Annotated in this window: 12 protein-coding genes; 7 read left to right on the forward strand and 5 right to left on the reverse strand. The window is 34.3% G+C overall.

All coding sequences use genetic code 11. The features are described from left to right. Positions 1-62: 62 nt before the first annotated feature. Complete coding sequence (locus DM397_RS15970; protein WP_111378492.1) at positions 63-635, reverse strand: Crp/Fnr family transcriptional regulator; 573 nt, start codon at positions 633-635, stop codon at positions 63-65. A 244-nt stretch (positions 636-879) separates the two neighbouring features. Between DM397_RS15970 and DM397_RS15975 the strand changes: the two genes are divergently transcribed. Beyond that, positions 880-1,998: a pectate lyase family protein gene (locus DM397_RS15975; protein WP_111378493.1), complete on the forward strand. Its 1,119-nt coding sequence runs from the start codon at positions 880-882 to the stop codon at positions 1,996-1,998. Positions 1,999-2,163: 165 nt separating this feature from the next. Here the strand turns inward: DM397_RS15975 and DM397_RS15980 are convergent, their stop codons facing one another. The 3 genes from DM397_RS15980 to DM397_RS15995 all read right to left on the reverse strand — a co-directional run bounded on the left by DM397_RS15980 (position 2,164) and on the right by DM397_RS15995 (position 4,357). Then, on the reverse strand, positions 2,164-2,547 hold the full coding sequence (locus DM397_RS15980; protein WP_111378494.1) for a DUF3037 domain-containing protein: 384 nt from the start codon (positions 2,545-2,547) through the stop codon (positions 2,164-2,166). Next, entirely contained in the window at positions 2,537-3,316 is a 780-nt protein-coding gene (locus tag DM397_RS15985) for a HipA family kinase (RefSeq protein ID WP_111378495.1), read from the reverse strand. The genes DM397_RS15980 and DM397_RS15985 overlap by 11 nt, the downstream gene beginning before the upstream one ends. Before the next feature lie 195 nt (positions 3,317-3,511). Continuing rightward, the gene (locus DM397_RS15995; protein WP_111378497.1) at positions 3,512-4,357 is read right to left on the reverse strand and encodes an NAD(P)H-hydrate dehydratase; all 846 of its coding nucleotides are present in this window, start codon (positions 4,355-4,357) and stop codon (positions 3,512-3,514) included. A 379-nt stretch (positions 4,358-4,736) separates the two neighbouring features. On the opposite strand from DM397_RS15995, the gene gcvT reads away from it, so the two are divergent. From gcvT to DM397_RS16015, 3 genes are all read left to right on the forward strand, one after another. Then, on the forward strand, positions 4,737-5,819 hold the full coding sequence (gene gcvT / locus DM397_RS16000; RefSeq protein ID WP_111378498.1) for a glycine cleavage system aminomethyltransferase GcvT: 1,083 nt from the start codon (positions 4,737-4,739) through the stop codon (positions 5,817-5,819). A 199-nt stretch (positions 5,820-6,018) separates the two neighbouring features. Further along, positions 6,019-8,055: a S41 family peptidase gene (locus DM397_RS16005; protein ID WP_111378706.1), complete on the forward strand. Its 2,037-nt coding sequence runs from the start codon at positions 6,019-6,021 to the stop codon at positions 8,053-8,055. A 312-nt stretch (positions 8,056-8,367) separates the two neighbouring features. Further along, the gene (locus DM397_RS16015; RefSeq protein WP_012024626.1) at positions 8,368-9,081 is read left to right on the forward strand and encodes a YebC/PmpR family DNA-binding transcriptional regulator; all 714 of its coding nucleotides are present in this window, start codon (positions 8,368-8,370) and stop codon (positions 9,079-9,081) included. Positions 9,082-9,629: 548 nt separating this feature from the next. Here the strand turns inward: DM397_RS16015 and DM397_RS16025 are convergent. Beyond that, the gene (locus DM397_RS16025; protein ID WP_111378501.1) at positions 9,630-9,893 is read right to left on the reverse strand and encodes a hypothetical protein; all 264 of its coding nucleotides are present in this window, start codon (positions 9,891-9,893) and stop codon (positions 9,630-9,632) included. 174 nt (positions 9,894-10,067) lie between these two features. Here DM397_RS16025 and DM397_RS16030 point away from each other — a divergent pair, with 174 nt between their 5' ends. From DM397_RS16030 to DM397_RS16040, 3 genes are all read left to right on the forward strand, one after another. Beyond that, positions 10,068-10,271 (forward strand): hypothetical protein, encoded by a 204-nt coding sequence (locus DM397_RS16030; RefSeq protein WP_111378502.1) that lies wholly within the window; start codon positions 10,068-10,070, stop codon positions 10,269-10,271. A gap of 272 nt (positions 10,272-10,543) precedes the next feature. After that, the gene (locus tag DM397_RS16035) at positions 10,544-15,253 is read left to right on the forward strand and encodes a hypothetical protein (protein ID WP_111378503.1); all 4,710 of its coding nucleotides are present in this window, start codon (positions 10,544-10,546) and stop codon (positions 15,251-15,253) included. Between the two features lie 2 nt (positions 15,254-15,255). Next, positions 15,256-17,331, forward strand: a complete 2,076-nt coding sequence (locus tag DM397_RS16040; protein ID WP_111378504.1) for a fibronectin type III domain-containing protein — start codon at positions 15,256-15,258, stop codon at positions 17,329-17,331. Positions 17,332-17,335 lie beyond the last annotated feature (4 nt).

The following is a 17,335-nucleotide window of genomic DNA, read 5'->3' on the forward strand; positions in this document are numbered from 1 at the left end:
CAGTGGGTCTCTACAGAAAAACCTTTGTCACTTTGAATCTTTGCACCTTTGAACCTCAAAAACTAAGAAACCGTTCTCTTAATCTTTGAAAGAAATTCGTGTGAAACTCCCAAATACGAAGACAAATTCTTATTATTTATCGAACTTACTTTTTGTGGATAACGTTCTTTAAAATCCAGATAACGCTGTTTTGAGGTTTTATTCAGCACATCCAAAAGCCTTTGCTGAATAGCGACATTGGCGCGTTCAATCATTAGAACATGAAACTTAATAAGTTTCGGAATTACAGCAAACAAATACGCTTTTTGCATTTTACTAATAACCACGATTTCGCTGTCTTCTATGGCTTTAATATTGTATGTCGTTGGTTTTTGGTGGTAAAAGCTTTCCAGATCGCAAATCCATTCGTTTTCGAATGAAAAGAAAATTACGGTTTCTGTTCCGTTTTCGTTTAAAATGTAGGTTTTGAATGAGCCTTTCAAAATAAATCCTTCGTAACTGCTATTCGAATTTTGGATTTGCAGAAACTGATTCTTTTTCAGTTTGATGAGTTCGGCCTTTGAGACAATAATATCCCATTCTGCATCTGTGAGCGGAATCTTTCGCTCAATGTTTGTTCTTAGTAGGTTGTACATCTTGTGGTTTTTGTGGTTTTTTGTGAGGTTAAATTTGTTTTTTCAACTCATTATTATTTAAGGGCTTAAATTAATGTAATCGATTACGTAAAAATACACATAAAATACATTTTTGTAATTTTAGAAGTGTTAAAAAAACACATTTCGTAGATTTTTTTACAAAAGTTTGAACTTGTTCAACTTTTTTCCTACAAATAATATTGAGTTTTGCGTTGTTAACTTATTAAATAACCAAACTTTAATTATGAATTTAAAATCAACACTTTCAATGTTCGCCGCAGCATTGATTTTCGGATTTACTGCATGTAACTCCGAAGAAATTGCTTCAAACACAGAAGCAAGTATTCAACCAACAAATGAAACAGCGATTGATGCTTCTGCAACCAATCCGACTGCTAAAATCGGAAACTGCGCTGAGGTGCCAGGATGGGCTTCGCAAAACGGAGGCACAACCGGAGGAGGTTCTTCTGCTGAAACCACAGTTACAACTTACGCTCAACTTAAATCGGCAGTCGAAAACACTGCTGTAAAAGTGATTAAGGTTTCAGGCACCATTACGATTACAGCGAGATTGTCTTTTCAGGATCAAACTGGAAAAACTATTTATGGCGCAAGCGGTGCTAAATTAGTTTCTACTGACCAAACTAAAGATGGTTCTGGAATTTTCAACATCAAACGATGCAAAAACATTATCATCAGAAACTTGATTTTTGAAGGCCCTGGCGCTTATGACACTGACGGATGGGATAATGCTGTTCTAGACGAATGTACAAATGTTTGGATAGATCATTGCGAATTTAGAGATGGCGTTGACGGAAACTTCGACATCAAAAACAAATCAGATTATATTTCGGTTACGTACACTAAATTTCACTACCTAAAACCTCCAAAAGCGGGCGGTTCTGGAGGATCAGATGACCATAGATATTCAAATTTAATTGGTTCAAGCGATGGCGCAACTGCAGACCGCGGAAAATTAAGAATCACTTTTGCAAGATGCTGGTGGGCTCCAGGTTGTAGAGAAAGAATGCCTAGAGTTCGTTTTGGACAAGTGCATATTGTAAACAGTTTCTTTAACAGCACTGTAAGCAATAAATGTATTGCTGCAGGTTTTGAAGCTAACATTCGTGTAGAAAGCAATGTTTTTGAAGGCGTAAAAAATCCGATCGAATTAATGACTGGTTTTACAGCCGTTACTTCTACGAGCAATATATTTACAAGTGTAACAGGAACTCAAGCAGGAAGCGGAACTGCTTTTACTCCGCCATATTCTATCCTAAAATTGGCTAATACTGCTGTTAAAGCTGATATTTCTGCAAATGCAGGACCTACTTTGGGCGGTAATGTTTGTGGTTCTTTCTAGTAGATTTTTTTGTTTGCCATAAAGGCGCTAAGACACGAAGTTTTTTAATCTCGCAAAGACGCAGAGTCGCAAAGTTTTTATATTCTTTGCGCCTTCGTGTCTTTGCGAGATTTTTTTCAGTCTAAAACTTAGATCACCTTAAACAACTTATATGGTTAAAAAGAATTACAAAACGAGTTCTTCAAACAAACGCTGAATGGTTTTCTCCAAATCTTGACTCAATCCAGGATGAGGTCTTGAGGTTTGAATTGCCGAACTTCTAATAGCTGTTAACCATCTAAAACGCTCCGGAATTTCAAATTCGGCAATTGGTCCGCCGTCTTTGGCTCCGTTGGCTATTTTTACTAAAGAGGTTAAATTACATTCTAATTGTTCGATGTCGAAATCATTAGAAAGAGCTTGTATTTTTTCTTTATTTAAATGAAAAAGAACCTTTATAAATTTGGCTTTTTTGCAAAACAAAATGATTCCGATATTCAGGAATTCTTCGCGTTCTACCCTTGGCACAACACGAATCACAGCATATTCGTATAAGTGATTATCTTGCATTTTGAGCCTGATTTACAAATATTTCTGAATTCTCTAATCTTGTCTTTAAAAATTGCAAATAAACGTTTCGCAATCCTTCTGGCGTTTCGTCGGCGTCTTCCCATTGCAGCCAGTCTAGCGGAATTGTATTGACAATTTCTTCTAAAACTTCTGGCGTTAGCATCGCTTTAAATTCAGCATCAACTTCTTTTAAAAGTGAAGCCTGAGGCAATAAAACGTGGTCTTTTATCAATGCAAACGGACTTTTAGCATGCTGTTCCCAGTTGTGCCAAGAATGATGAAAATACAAACACGCACCATGATCGATCAGCCATAATTCTTTATGCCAGATCAGCATATTGGTGTTTCTGAAAGTTCTGTCAACATTGGTGATATAAGCGTCCAGCCAAACAATTTGTGAAGCTAATTTTGCATCAACTGTCGTTACAGCAGGATCAAAAGTTATGGCTCCTGACAAAAAGTGAAGTGCCAAATTCAATCCCTGACTTCCTTGCAGTAAATCCTGAATTTCTTCATCGGCTTCGGTTCTTCCGAAAGCTTCGTCTAGGTTTGCGAAAACTAATTCTGGCAATTGCAGTTTTAAGGCTTTAGCAATTTGTCCGCCAACTAATTCGGCGATTAAGGCCTTTACGCCGTGTCCGGCACCTCTGAATTTTAATACGTATTTAAAGTCGTCATCGGCTTCTGCTAAAGCGGGTAAAGAACCACCTTCGCGCAGTGGCGTTATATAACGCATGACATTTACTGTTCTAAGATCGAAGTTTTTCATATTACAAACTTAATGATTTTAACCGCAAAGAGCGCAAAGCTTTACGCAAAGAACGCGAGGATTGTTTTACATGATAGAGAATTTTGCTCGCAAAGACGCGAAGTCGCAAAGTTTTTTATATTCTTTGCGACTTCGCGTCTTTGCGAGATTAAAAAAGCTTTGCGAACCTTGCGTAAAGCTTTGCGCTCTTTGCGGTTAAACTAAACTCAAAAAAGCTTTCCCTAAATACTTAATAATCGTAGAGGCCGTAAAAGATTCATAACCTGTTTTTGGCAAAGCCAAATCGGCTGTTAAACCGTGGAGGTAGACACCCATTTTAGAAGCGTATTTGGGTTCGTAACCTTGCGCTAGAAGACTTGTTAGGATTCCGGTTAAGACATCGCCGCTTCCTGCGGTTGCGAGTGCAGCGTTTCCGCTTGTGTTTTCGTAGACAGAAGTTCTGTTGATAATGTATGTCGGTGCGCCTTTCATGACCACAATGACTTTGTATTTTTCTGAAAAAGCAACTGTTTTTTGAAATTTCTCAGCTTCTGAATTCCATTTTCCTATCAACCGTTCTAATTCTTTTGGGTGTGGTGTTAGAATGGTATCTTCTGGAACTAATTCTAGCCAAGATAAATTTTCAGAAATGATATTTAAAGCATCTGCATCCAGAACCAAAGGCGCTTTATTGACTCTTAAAAATTCAAATAATGCTTTTTGAGTTCCGAGCTCCTTCCCTATTCCGGGTCCGATTCCGACTGCTTGCGGAATTAATGGCAGATGGATATTGGTAATAAAATTGGTGTTTTCGTCAGTTACCGTCATTACTTCTGGAATGGAGATTTGAAGGATTTGATAACCGCATTTGGGTATAAAAGTCGTTACGAGCCCGCAACCTGTTTTGAGACAGGATTTTGAAGCTAAAACTGCCGCTCCTATTTTGCCGTAACTTCCCGCAATAATCACCGCATGACCTTGTGTTCCTTTATGAGTTTGAGGATTTACAGGTTTGTATAACTTCTGAAATTCTTCTTTATTAATTAAATACGGTGATTTCATTCTTTAGTTGGTGTTAATTTTAAACACATAGAATCATAGTTTTACTTTATGAGTAAAGGCGTTTCACTTGTTTTAATAAACATAGCTAATTTGCAAAATCGTCCTCTTAATTATGAATCTGTCGATTTCTTTTTTGTATCCTAAAATTACATAAAAAATTGAAATCCTGAGTCTTCTATTGAAACTGTCACTCCTAGCCCTGATAGCAGCGGCATCTCCCGATTTAGAAAAACAAGGCTTTTAAGCCGTAGTTTTTGTTTATCGGGAATATAGCGGATAGCAGGAAATAGCTTCAAATTATTGCGAAATTTATAATTTAAGGTCTTTTAATTTGATATTTTTTGAATAGATTTGCAAAACAATTTTATAAAACAACACAATGAAAAATACTGCGCTTACGCACATACATGAAAGTTTAGGAGCTAAAATGCTTCCTTTTGCTGGTTATAATATGCCTATCACTTATGAAGGGGTTAATGCTGAACACGAAACGGTTCGTAATGGTGTGGGCGTTTTTGACGTTTCTCACATGGGTGAATTTTTATTGACAGGTCCAAATGCTTTGGCTTTGATTCAGAAAGTGACTTCAAACGATGCTTCTACTTTGACAATTGGAAGAGCACAATATTCTTGTCTTCCAAACAACGAAGGCGGAATTGTTGACGATTTGATTATTTATAAAATGAAAGAGGAAGAGTATTTACTAGTTGTGAATGCTTCTAATATTGAAAAGGATTGGAACTGGATCACTTCTCACAATGATTTGGGAGTAGAAATGAAGAATCTTTCTGACGAATATTCTTTATTAGCAATTCAAGGACCAAAAGCTGTTGAAGCTATGCAGTCGTTAACTTCTGTAGATTTGTCTGCGATTACATATTACCATTTTGAAGTGGCAGATTTTGCAGGTTTTAGCGATGTTATTATTTCTGCTACTGGTTATACTGGTTCTGGAGGTTTTGAGATCTATTGCAAAAATGCAGATGCTGGGGCTATCTGGAATAAAGTTTTTGAAGCTGGAGCTGCTTTCGGTATTAAACCAATTGGTCTTGCTGCTCGTGATACTTTACGTTTAGAGATGGGATTCTGCCTTTACGGAAATGATATTAACGATACTACTTCTCCGCTTGAAGCTGGTTTAGGATGGATTACAAAATTTACAAAAGATTTTACTAATTCTGAGGCGCTTAAAAAACAAAAAGAAGCAGGTGTTACAAGAAAATTAATTGCTTTTGAAATGCAAGAACGCGCAGTGCCAAGACATGATTATGAAATTGTTGATGGTTCTGGAGATGTAATCGGAATTGTAACTTCTGGAACTATGTCTCCTTCTATGAATAAAGGAATTGGTTTAGGATATGTTACAACTGCAAACAGTGCGGTTGACAGCGATATTTTTATTAGAATCAGAAAAAATGACGTTCCTGCAAAAGTGGTTAAATTACCGTTTTACAAGAAATAACTTTTGACTTTATAATGTAAAAAATGCGTTACAGTTGTAACGCATTTTTTTTGCTTTAAAATAAACCAATTCAGGTTAATTTATTTGATGCTTATTCGTTTAACGGTTAAATGCTTTTAGTTGTCGATATTTTGCTAAAAATACTACAATTTATAAAAAAATTAATGTAACTTTAATCATGAACCATGAATTTCCATTTATGAAAAAAATTTCACTACTCCTTTTTTTGCTGACATCAACTATATCCATTGGTCAGAACAGCGCAGAAACTTGTGAAATATTAAACAAAATAAATGCGCTTATTCAAGCAGAACACTTAAGGCCAAAACCAGTTGATGATAGTTTATCTGTATTCGTTTTTGACAACTTAATTAACGAACTTGACCCTTCTCGCAATATATTTTTTAAGAGCGAATATGATGAATTGGCTCAGAAATATCGCTACAATCTCGATAACCTAATCCTAAAGAACGATTGCAGTTTTCTTACTGATATAAAAGCTAAATATGTAAATGGTCTTTTACGCACCAAAAAAGCCTTAGAAAAGATCCAAACAACTCCGATTGATTACACTAAAAAAGATACAATCCGTTTTTATAAAAAGTCTTTTGCCTTTTATTTGAAAAAAGAAGACATCGAAAAGGTTTGGGTAAAAAAACTGCGTTATCAAATCTTAGATGATATTGCAGAAATGAGTGATAATCTGGATTCTGTAAAAACTAATTTCAAATCGATTGAGCAAGCTTCAAAAAATCAAATCGTTTCGAATGAAATATGCCGTTTTAGCACATTATTAGAAACTAATGCTAAACAAGAAGAAAAGCTCTATAATTTCTTCTGTACATACTTTGATCCTCATACAGCTTATTTTAGTGATGATTCTAAAACTAGCTTTGTGGCTTCTTTATCAAAAGAACACCTATCGCTTGGAATGACGGTAAACCTCAACGAGAAAAACGAAATTATTATTGATGAGGTAGATCCAAACGGCCCTGCATATCAGACGGGACAAGTAAAAAAAGGCGATCAGATTATTTCTATTTCCAATCAGAAGGAAACGCTTCAGGTTTCATGCGCTTCATTAGAGTCTATATCAACTATGATTTTATCTGAAAGCAACAAACATATTACACTTACTTTAAAACGCAATTCGGGTAAAAGTTTTGATGTTTATATTGAGAAACAAATGATGAAGGATGAAGAAAATTCGGTTTTCAGTTTTATTATTGGCAAAGACAGCAAAATTGGTTATGTAAAAATTCCGAGTTTCTATGCAGATCTTGACGGTACCAGCAGAAAAGGATGCGCCGACGATGTTGCACGTGAAGTCATAAAACTGCAAAGAGATAGCATAAAAGGTCTTGTTATTGACCTTATTGACAATGGTGGCGGTTCTATGGAAGAAGCCATAAAACTGGCTGGAATGTTTGTAGATTACGGTCCGCTTTCTATTGTAATTGATAGCAAAAAAGAAAAATCTGTAATTAATGATCCTTTTAAAGGTGTTATTTACAGAGGCCCAATTGTGGTTTTAGTAAACAGCAATACAGCTTCGGCAAGCGAGTTTTTCTCTTCTATCATGCAAGATTACAATCGTGCGCTTTTGTTAGGAAGCAATACGCTTGGAAAAGCTACCATGCAGACTATTCTTCCGCTCGATGAAGAAAAAAATACAGATTTTCTAAAAATTACAATCAATAAGTTTTACAGGATTACTGGAAAAAGCCATCAATACATTGGAGTGAAACCAGATGTGTTACTTCCCGAATTTTACGAAGATGTTTACCAAAAAGAAAGTGATTTTCCGACAGCCATAAAAAATGACAGTATAGAACCTTTCTTAAAATACAAAACTTATGTCAAGCGAAATCTAATCGATAAAATTGCTAAAAATAGTTCAGAAAGATTGTCAGACAATTACTTTTTCAACAACATAAAAAAAATCAATCTCAAAATAGATCAGCTTGTAAACACTCCAAAAGCAGAGATTCCGCTTACGCTAGACGCAGTTTTCAAACAGAAAAAAACAATGAATGCGCTTTGGACAGAGATTAATACTTTTAATGACGAAAACAATCCACTTGATGTATATAACTCTAGCGTTAATCAGTTTCTTCTAGGCGCTTACCCAAATGACAAAACGATTAACCAATATCAGATGGATAATCTTAAAACAAATCCGTACCTCAACGAAGCGGTTAATATCATTAACGAATTTAATGGAGGGGCTAAATAGTTTTTTTTTAAGATTCTAAGATACTGAGATGCTAAGGTTCTAAGTTTTTTTCTGCAATGTCTACTTGGATATATATAAGGTTTGCATAGTTTTATTCATTTAGCTTTGCGAGCTTTTTTATTCTATAGCCTAGTTTAAAAATTTCTTCGCGTGCTTTGCGTTCCCGATAGCTATCGGGATTGCGCACTTTGCGGTTAAATTCAACACAAACCAAGTAACTTGAAACCTGAAACTTGAAACAAAAAAGAACAATTTTGTTTTTGTAAAAATTAGGAAAACCGTATTTTTGCATCACAAAACTAAAAATTAGAAATGGGAAGAGCGTTCGAATTTAGAAAAGGAAGAAAAATGAAACGTTGGTCAGCAATGGCCAAAACATTTACCAGAATTGGTAAAGATATCGTAATGGCTGTTAAAGAAGGCGGACCTAACCCAGACGCCAATTCTAGATTAAGAGCTGTTATACAAAATGCGAAAGCTGCAAACATGCCGAAAGACAATGTGGAGCGCGCTATTAAAAATGCAAGTAACAAAGATACTGCTAACTATAAAGAAATTTTGTTTGAAGGATATGCTCCTCACGGAATTGCTATCTTAATTGAGACTGCTTCTGACAACAATAACAGAACTGTAGCAAACATTCGCAGTTATTTCAACAAATGCAACGGAACAATGGGAACTCAAGGTTCTGTTGAGTTTATGTTTGACCATACTTGCAACTTCAGAATTGCAAAAGACGGTATTGATGCTGAGGAATTAGAATTAGAATTAATTGATTTTGGTGCTGAAGAGGTTTTTGAAGATGAAGACGGAATCTTAATCTATGCTCCTTTTGGAAGTTTTGGTGCTTTGCAGAAAGAATTAGAAAACAGAGGTCTTGAAATCCTTTCTTCTGGTTTTGAGCGTATTCCGCAAATTACTAAAGAATTGACTGAAGCTCAAATCGCTGACGTTGAGAAATTGATTGAAAAAATAGAAGAAGATGATGACGTTATGAACGTTTATCATACCATGAAAGAAGAATAGTCTTTCTATAAATATATTTTAAAAAGCTCTAGATTTTTCTGGAGCTTTTTTTATTTACATTTATAAAATCAGTACAAATGGGAGCATTTTTTCATTGTTTTGTATTAATAATTTTTAATTATAAAATTGATTAAAACCAAGCTGTTCACAATGACCAAAATTTCAATTATTAAAAAAATACAATTAAGCGGTCAACGATCGTTTCCTGCTGAAACACCTGATTTTGAAATACCTTTTAGTTTTTATTGCGGAAACGGAGTAATAAAACATGAAACTATAATTTCATTTAAAAACTCTAGTTTTTTAAATTCATTAATCGAAACGGGACAAATCACGAATAAGGATCTGGCTCAATTTCATATTACTAAACTAGAAAATTTAGAAGATCCGAATAGAACATTTCTGTACCGATATCAAATTTGCAATTTTAAAGATTGACACAACACTTATCTTTTAATTTTTGATATTGATGAATATCGAGACTATTACAGCTGTTTTATATATGGGGTTTTGCAGATAGAAAGCCATTCTTTATAATTGGATTTTATTTACAAATCATTCGAGAAATCATTATTATTGGCGTAATAATAGTTTTTAAAAAATAGAATCAAATCTTCTGCGTCAAGTGAAGATTTATGTTTGTTTAATGTAGCGCTGATAATATCGCTATCTTCAATTTTTTCGATTTTCCAAACACCATTTTCATTAACCAGTAAAAGAAAAATCCATTCGTTAAGATATTTAGAACAAAAAGTTATCCTCTCCTTTCCGTCTCGCTTTCTTATCCAAATGAACAAAACCTGTAAACCCAATTATTAAAAACTTTTTTTTTATCGTCATATTACTTTGCAGATATTCAGGAATTCGCAACTAAAATAAGAAATAGCCAGACCATTATTTGAACTCATTTTAAACTAAGATTAAATACTTCTAAAGATAAGATTTCGATTATATTTGCAACACCTCAAATATAATTTAAACTAAAAATGCAAACATCAAAAATCACTCGAATTGCTGTAGTAGCGTTAGTACTTTTGTTCTTAGTACTTAGCGTGATCAGCTGTAGCACACATGTACACACTCACAGCCACCCTACTTCAGGTAAAAAAATACCACCAGGACAAGCCAAAAAAATGAATGGAGATCAAAGTGCTAAAGCTTATGCTCCAGGTCAGCAGAAAAAGAGATAATTTACAAGCCTTCCAAAATCTGGAGGGCTTTTTTTTATTTTTTTTTCACAAAATGTGGAAACCCGTAATGTTTTGTCTTACAAAAAGTTTATTTTTGGCAAAATTTTAACAATCCATTACGATTTAACCCCCAAGTCAGATCTATGAAAAGAACTTTACTTTCTTAAATATTGCTTTAAAAGATTAGAATTTCCCAAAAGTTTATATTCTCAAAACATTCTTTTCTTTCTGATAGCCTTATCTCAAAAACACATAACCAAACCTACTATAAATTGAAAAAAATTACTTCAAAGTTTCCTTCTTTTGTATTTAGTATAGTTTTATTCTTAGCAAGTATAAACTGTTTTTCAAGCTCAAACATTGATACTATTTCAAATATTAAAAAGAGCGCTCCAAAACAGTTAATGCTGGATCAGCAAGTTGTAAAAAGCACATTCAATGGAGCTACGGAAAGCGAATTTACTAGCTCTTTTATAGCAAAAAATTACCCTATAGGTGATCCAACCAATCAATTTCTTGAAAAAGCCAAAGAGGTTTTCAATGAAATCGAAAAAAACGATAATCTCACTGATTATTTAGAACCTAAAAATCTAACAATGCTACCAATAGGAATTAAAAAAACTATTGGTGGTATTCAATATTCTTTAGGAATTAGCAATGCCAAATTTACTCCTCAGTATACTGAATTAACGGCTTTTGTAAAAATTGTACTTCCGCAAACAGATTCACAAGGAAATAGGAAAGAACTATTTTTTGGAGCCAACAATATCAAACTCTCTCATAAAGGAGGATTGGTGGGCGACACTAATCTTGTTCTACTAGGTGATGTGCCAATTCAGATGTTTGGCGATAAAACGCTTTTGGTTTTAAAAGGTGGGATGGAAATGGCCACTGGTGTTGTTACAAACAAAACCTATGTGACTATTGATTGTAACGGCTTTAAAGAATTAGGTATTGATGCAGAAGTTTTATTTTCAAGAACCATGCTCGAGCCAGTTGATGCAACTTATAACCCTATTGCTGGTGATAGTCGTGTAACGGCAAAATTTAAGGCTGTTGTAGGCAACTGGAATGATATATTGATTGATATTAGTTTACCGACTTTTCAATTGACGAAACATCCTGGATATTGTTTCGAACTGAACAAAGCGGTCATTGACATGAGCGATTTGCGAAATTCAACCAATATTGTCTGGCCGAAAGATTATGAAAAGGATTATCTAGTTCCTGGAAATGAAAAATTATGGCGTGGATTTTATGTTCAATCGCTAAAACTAGTTTTGCCATCACAATTTAAAAAGAAAGGCACAAACGAACGAATTACATTCCAAGCTACCAATCTGTTAATTGACAGAATGGGAGTTTCTGGCGTTTTTACAGGAGATAATATTTTAAATATTGGAGATGGAGATGCTTCGGGATGGCAGTTTTCTGTTGATCATATTGAATTAGGCTTTAGAGCCAATTCTCTTGTTTCTGCAGGTTTTAATGGCGGAATTATTTTACCTGTTTCTTCAGGACAATGCGCATCAGAAGGAAAGGGAGAACTTGGATATGCTGCTGTTTTTAATGCCATAGATAATGAATATCTTTTAAAGGCAGAGGTGACTAAGGACATCTGTTTTCAAGTATTTAAAGGAACTGCTAACTTAGAAAAAAACTCTTATGTCGAATTAAAAGTAAAAGAAGGCAAGTTTTTACCAAAAGCCGTTTTATATGGAACAATTTCGCTTAACGCAAGTAACAGAGTAGAAAATTCTGGTGCTGCAATTAGCAATGAAAAATATGTAACTGTATATGATGACAAAGGGAATGTTATAGTTCCTACGAAAAAAGAAACTGTAGCCTTTAAAGGTATCATTTTTCAAAACTTAACTTTACAAACTGTAATTCCGTATATAACTGCTGATTACTTCGGATATAAAAATAATCCTGAAAAAGATGCAACAGTTAGTAATTTCCCTGTAACAATTAATGAAATTGCTTTAACAGCAGATGAAAAATCTGCAAGTTTAAAAGTAGATTTGGCTATTAACTTGATGAAAGATCAATTTAATGGTGCTACCAAATTCTATGTTATTGGAAAATTTTCCCCTGAAGAAGGAATTCAGAAATGGAAATTCGACCGTCTTAAATTTGAAGAAATCAAGGTTGCAGCAGATCTTGGCGGCGTTAAATTTAAAGGAAGCATTACCATATTAGACAACGACCCTATTTACGGAGATGGCTTTAAAGGAATGCTGGGCGCCGACTTTACAGGAGGAATTTCTGTTGAAGCCAACGCAATCTTTGGTTCAAAAAGCTTTAGATATTGGTATGTAGATGCAATGGTCGACAATCTAAATATTCCTGCTGGCGCAATTACCTTTAAAGGTTTTGGCGGTGGTGCTTACTACAAAATGAAAAAAGATGGTTTTAGTAGTAGCTTTGTCGCTTCTGGTTCTAACTATGTTCCTGATGAAGATTCAGGACTAGGAGTTAAAGCTATACTTAAATTTGCAGGAACCGCAACGGCTGATGCTTTCTGGGGTGGCGCTGGATTCGAAATTGCATTCAATACTCATGGAGGTATAAACCGAATCAGTATTTATGGTGAAGGGCACGTAATGCAAACTTTCGAAATACCAGGAGCATCAGAATTAACAGAAGCCTTAAAAACTGTAACTGAAAACGAATCTTTAATGTCTAAAGTTGCATTAGAAGCATTAAAAACTTCAAATCTTTCTAAAGCAGCCGAGCAGTTATATCCTACTGATGTTAAAGCGCGAATGGGCATCAATGCTTTTGCCGCAATCGAATACGATTTTAGGTCTAAAACTCTTCATGGAACGTTTGACTTATATATAGATACTCCTGGAGGTTTTATTAAAGGCCGAGCTTCTGGTAACAGAGCTGGTTGGGCAGTACTACATTTTGCACCAGACAAATGGTATATTAGAATGGGTACCCCAACAGATCGTTTAGGAATAAAACTGGCCATTGGATCTTTTGAAGTTGAAGCTGGAGGTTACTTTATGATTGGAGATGATATTCCTGCAAGCCCTCCTCCACCATCTATTGTTGCGCAAATTCTAGGCGTTAGCGCAGAATCTCTCGATTATATGAGAGATGAAAATAGTGTCGCTTCTGGTAAAGGTTTTGCTTTTGGATCTGACTTTAGTTTAAAAACAGGAGATCTAACTTTTCTTGTATTTTATGCCAACTTCCAATGCGGATTTGGATTTGACATTATGGTAAAAGATTATGGCGAAGCACAATGCAAAGGTTCTGGGCAAATTGGTCTAAATGGATGGTATGCCAACGGGCAATCTTATGCTTATCTGCAGGGAGAACTCGGAATCAAAATCAAATTATTTATGATCAAAAAGAAAATATCCATCATAAAAGGTGGTGGTGCCGTTCTTTTACAAGCTAAACTACCAAATCCCGTCTGGATTAGAGGTTATCTCGGAGGTTATTTTAACTTACTCGGAGGTGCTGTTAAAGGAAGTTTTAGGTTTAAATTAGAATTTGGTAAGCAATGCGAGTTTATTAATGATGCCCCTTTAGGAGGTTTGAAAACAATTGCTGACATTACTCCAGCCGAAGGCACAAAAGATGTTAGCGTTTTTGCAGTACCTCAAGTTGGATTTAATTTTCCAGTAGAAAAGAACTTTACATTAGAAGAAGATTCTGGCGTTAAAACATATAAGCTTAAACTGGAAGAATACACTGTTAAAAAAGATGGTGTAGTTATTCCAGGAGAAATAACATGGAATCAAACTAAAGATTTATTAAGCTTTACTCCTTTTGATGTATTTCCGCCAAATTCAAATCTTGTAAGTACAGTAAAAGTAAGTTTTCAAGAACTCACTAATGGAGCTTGGAAAACGGTTTATGATGATGGCCAGATTGCTACTGAAACTGAGGTTCGAAATTTTACTACAGGGCTTGCTCCAAACAATATTCCTTTAACCAATATTGCATATTGTTATCCTGTAATAGACCAGAAATATGTTTATCAAAACGAATCTAAACAAGCGTATGTTGTACTAAAACAAGGACAACCTTACTTGTTTGAATTAAAACAAGGACAATCTCAAAAAGCATTCTATAAAACTGGAACGGCTTCAAGTACAGGATCAATATCGTATAATAGTACTCTGAGAAAAGTAAGTGTTGATTTACCACCATTACAAACATCTAAGACTTATAATATTTCATTAATGACACTTGAAACAAAAAGTGATGCTAATAGTAATCTGAAAGAAAACTATACTAATCAGAATTTGGGTGAAAATGCAAATGTTGAAATAAAAGACAGTAAACTAGCAGAAGTTGTAACTGGTGGTGATGGCGTTGAATTATTACAATATAATTTCAATACAAGCCAGTACAATAGTTTCTCTGAAAAAATGGCCGCAAAAAAACCTAAACAAACTTTGGTTGAGATTATCTATTCTGATGTGCATGCTTTACAGTCACTAAACAGTTCAACTGAACCTTTTGATGAAATTGAGATTATCGGAAACGCTAAAACAATGTATGTTCCTTTAATCAATGCGGAAGCAATATTAGATGATAGTTACTATAAAAATGAAATTTTCCCTTTAGTTTACCAAGGATATCCTTTAGAAAATGATTTCCAATTTGATAGAAGCAACTCCTCTCTTGGTGTTCCTCCAACAAAAGGCGTAGAAACATTGGCATGGTACCAAGATTATATCATAAATAATCCGACAAGTTATATGTTAAAGGAATATCTGCCTTTTCGTTATAATCTGCCATATTATTATAAAACAGATTTTGTCAATTTAAGGTATAAAGTGGTTAACAAATATTTAAATACTTTAAATCAGCAAATGGTTACGAAGTATGATTATATCATTAATGGAAAATTCCCTTATATCAAACAAGGAACCTACAATATAAAACTGAATTACACTCTTCCTGGAGGACAATTAGGAAGCAGTTCAGTATTCACATTCAATAAATCAATTTAATAATGAAGTTCAAATTTTTCTTTATCCTTTCTTTAGTTTTTATTTTTTCAGGAATTGCGCAAAACAATTCTTCGAAAAAAAGCGACACTGAAAAAAAGAACGAAATCCAGGTAATTGCAAGAGTTCAAAAAGACCGCATTTTATTACGCTGGGCAGTAAATACTCCTATTGCTTGGAAAAAATTAAATACTTACGGTTATTTAATTGAACGATTTACCGTTACGAGAGACAACAAAACTCTGGAAAAACCAGAACGTGTAGTTTTAGCTGAAGCTTTTAAACCAGAACCTGTAGAAACTTGGGAAAAGTTAATTGATGAAAATGATAATGCCGCTATTATTGCTCAAGCAATTTTTGGGGAAAGTTTTAGCGTAACTGGAGCTGATAATCTAGAATCTATTGTAAATCTTTCTGAAGAAGCAGAACAACGTTTCACATTTGCATTATATACAGCAGATAAAGATTTTGAAGTTGCTAAAAAAGCTGGTTTAGGTTTTGAAGATAAAACTGTAAAACAAAACGAAAAATATGCCTATCGAATTTCTTCAAATGTACCCGAAAAAGAATTAAGCATTGTTTATGGAGGAGCATTTGTTAGCTTAAAAGAATATGAGCCATTACCAAAACCAATGGATCTTACGGCACATTTTACAGACAATAGTACTATGTTAAGTTGGAATTTTAAAATTCTTGCACATGTTTATGGAAGTTACTATGTGGAACGTTCAACTGATAAAATTAATTATAAAAGAATCACAGAAAAACCATACACAAGTTTAAGCCAAGAAAATGCAAACAATAATAGAATTTTTTATGTTGATTCTATTGCTAATAATACTTCATACAATTATCGTATTCAAGGCATTTCTCCTTTTGGAGAGCTAGGTCCCTATTCAGAGGTTGTTTCTGGAAAAGGAAAAGCTTTATTGAAATATGTTCCGCATTTGACGGTAAAAGATTTTAAAGACGATTCTACTGTTACATTAACTTGGGAATTTCCTGAAGAAGGAAATAGTGAAATTTCTGGGTTTGAGCTTAACCGTTCTGATTACGATGATGATAAATACGTAAAAGTAATTAAAAATATTCCTGCGAAAGATCGTTCTGTAACTTATAATAAATTACTTGCTACGAATTATTTTACCATTACAGCTGTTGGAAAAAATGGAAACAGCAGAACTTCTTTTCCGATGTTAGTTCAGCCTGTCGATTCAATTCCGCCTGCAAAACCTATTGGTCTAAAAGCCACCATTGACAGTTTGGGTGTTGTAAAATTATCATGGACTCCAAACAAAGAAAAAGACCTTTTAGGATATCGCATTTACAAAGGAAATACAGCAGAAGAAGAATTCAGTCAGCTGACAGTAAGCCCTCATGAAAAAAACACCTTTGAAGACAAAGTGATTCTTAAAAGCTTAAATAGCAAAGTATATTATAGAATTATAGCTGTAGATTACCGATATAATATGTCTCCTTTTTCAGAAACTTTAATTGTAAAAAAACCAGATGTTATTCCTCCTGCTTCTCCTGTTTTTACAAAATATGAGATAAAAGATGGAGCAGTATTTTTAGAATGGGCAAACAGCCAGAGTGAAGATGTAAAATCACATCAGCTTTACCGAAAGGAAAACGATCAAGAAAAATGGGAATTAATTTGGAATGATATAGATAAGTCTGAAAATTATCAAGATAAAAAAGCAAAAGAAGGTTCTACTTATCGATATGCCATTTATGCAAAAGATGAAAGCGGATTAGTTTCTAAGCCGTCTCCAGAAATTGCTCTATTTGTTCCAAATTATACCGTAAAACCAGCTGTCAAAGGATTTTTCGCTCAAGCAAATGTTACTACAAAAAGCATCGACTTGTCTTGGAGCTATGATGAAGCTGGAGTAGAAAGTTTTGAAATATACAAAGCTACAAATACAGAGTCTTTACAATTAATTCAAATGGTAAAACCAGAAACTAGAAAATTATCAGATCCAACATTAACAATTAATACAACTTATAAATACGGTATAAGAGCATTATTTAAAGACGGGAGAATGTCTAAAATGGATTTTTATACAGTGAAATTTTAATTAA

This window comes from Flavobacterium nitrogenifigens (assembly GCF_003254565.1).
In the GTDB taxonomy this organism is placed as follows: domain Bacteria; phylum Bacteroidota; class Bacteroidia; order Flavobacteriales; family Flavobacteriaceae; genus Flavobacterium; species Flavobacterium nitrogenifigens.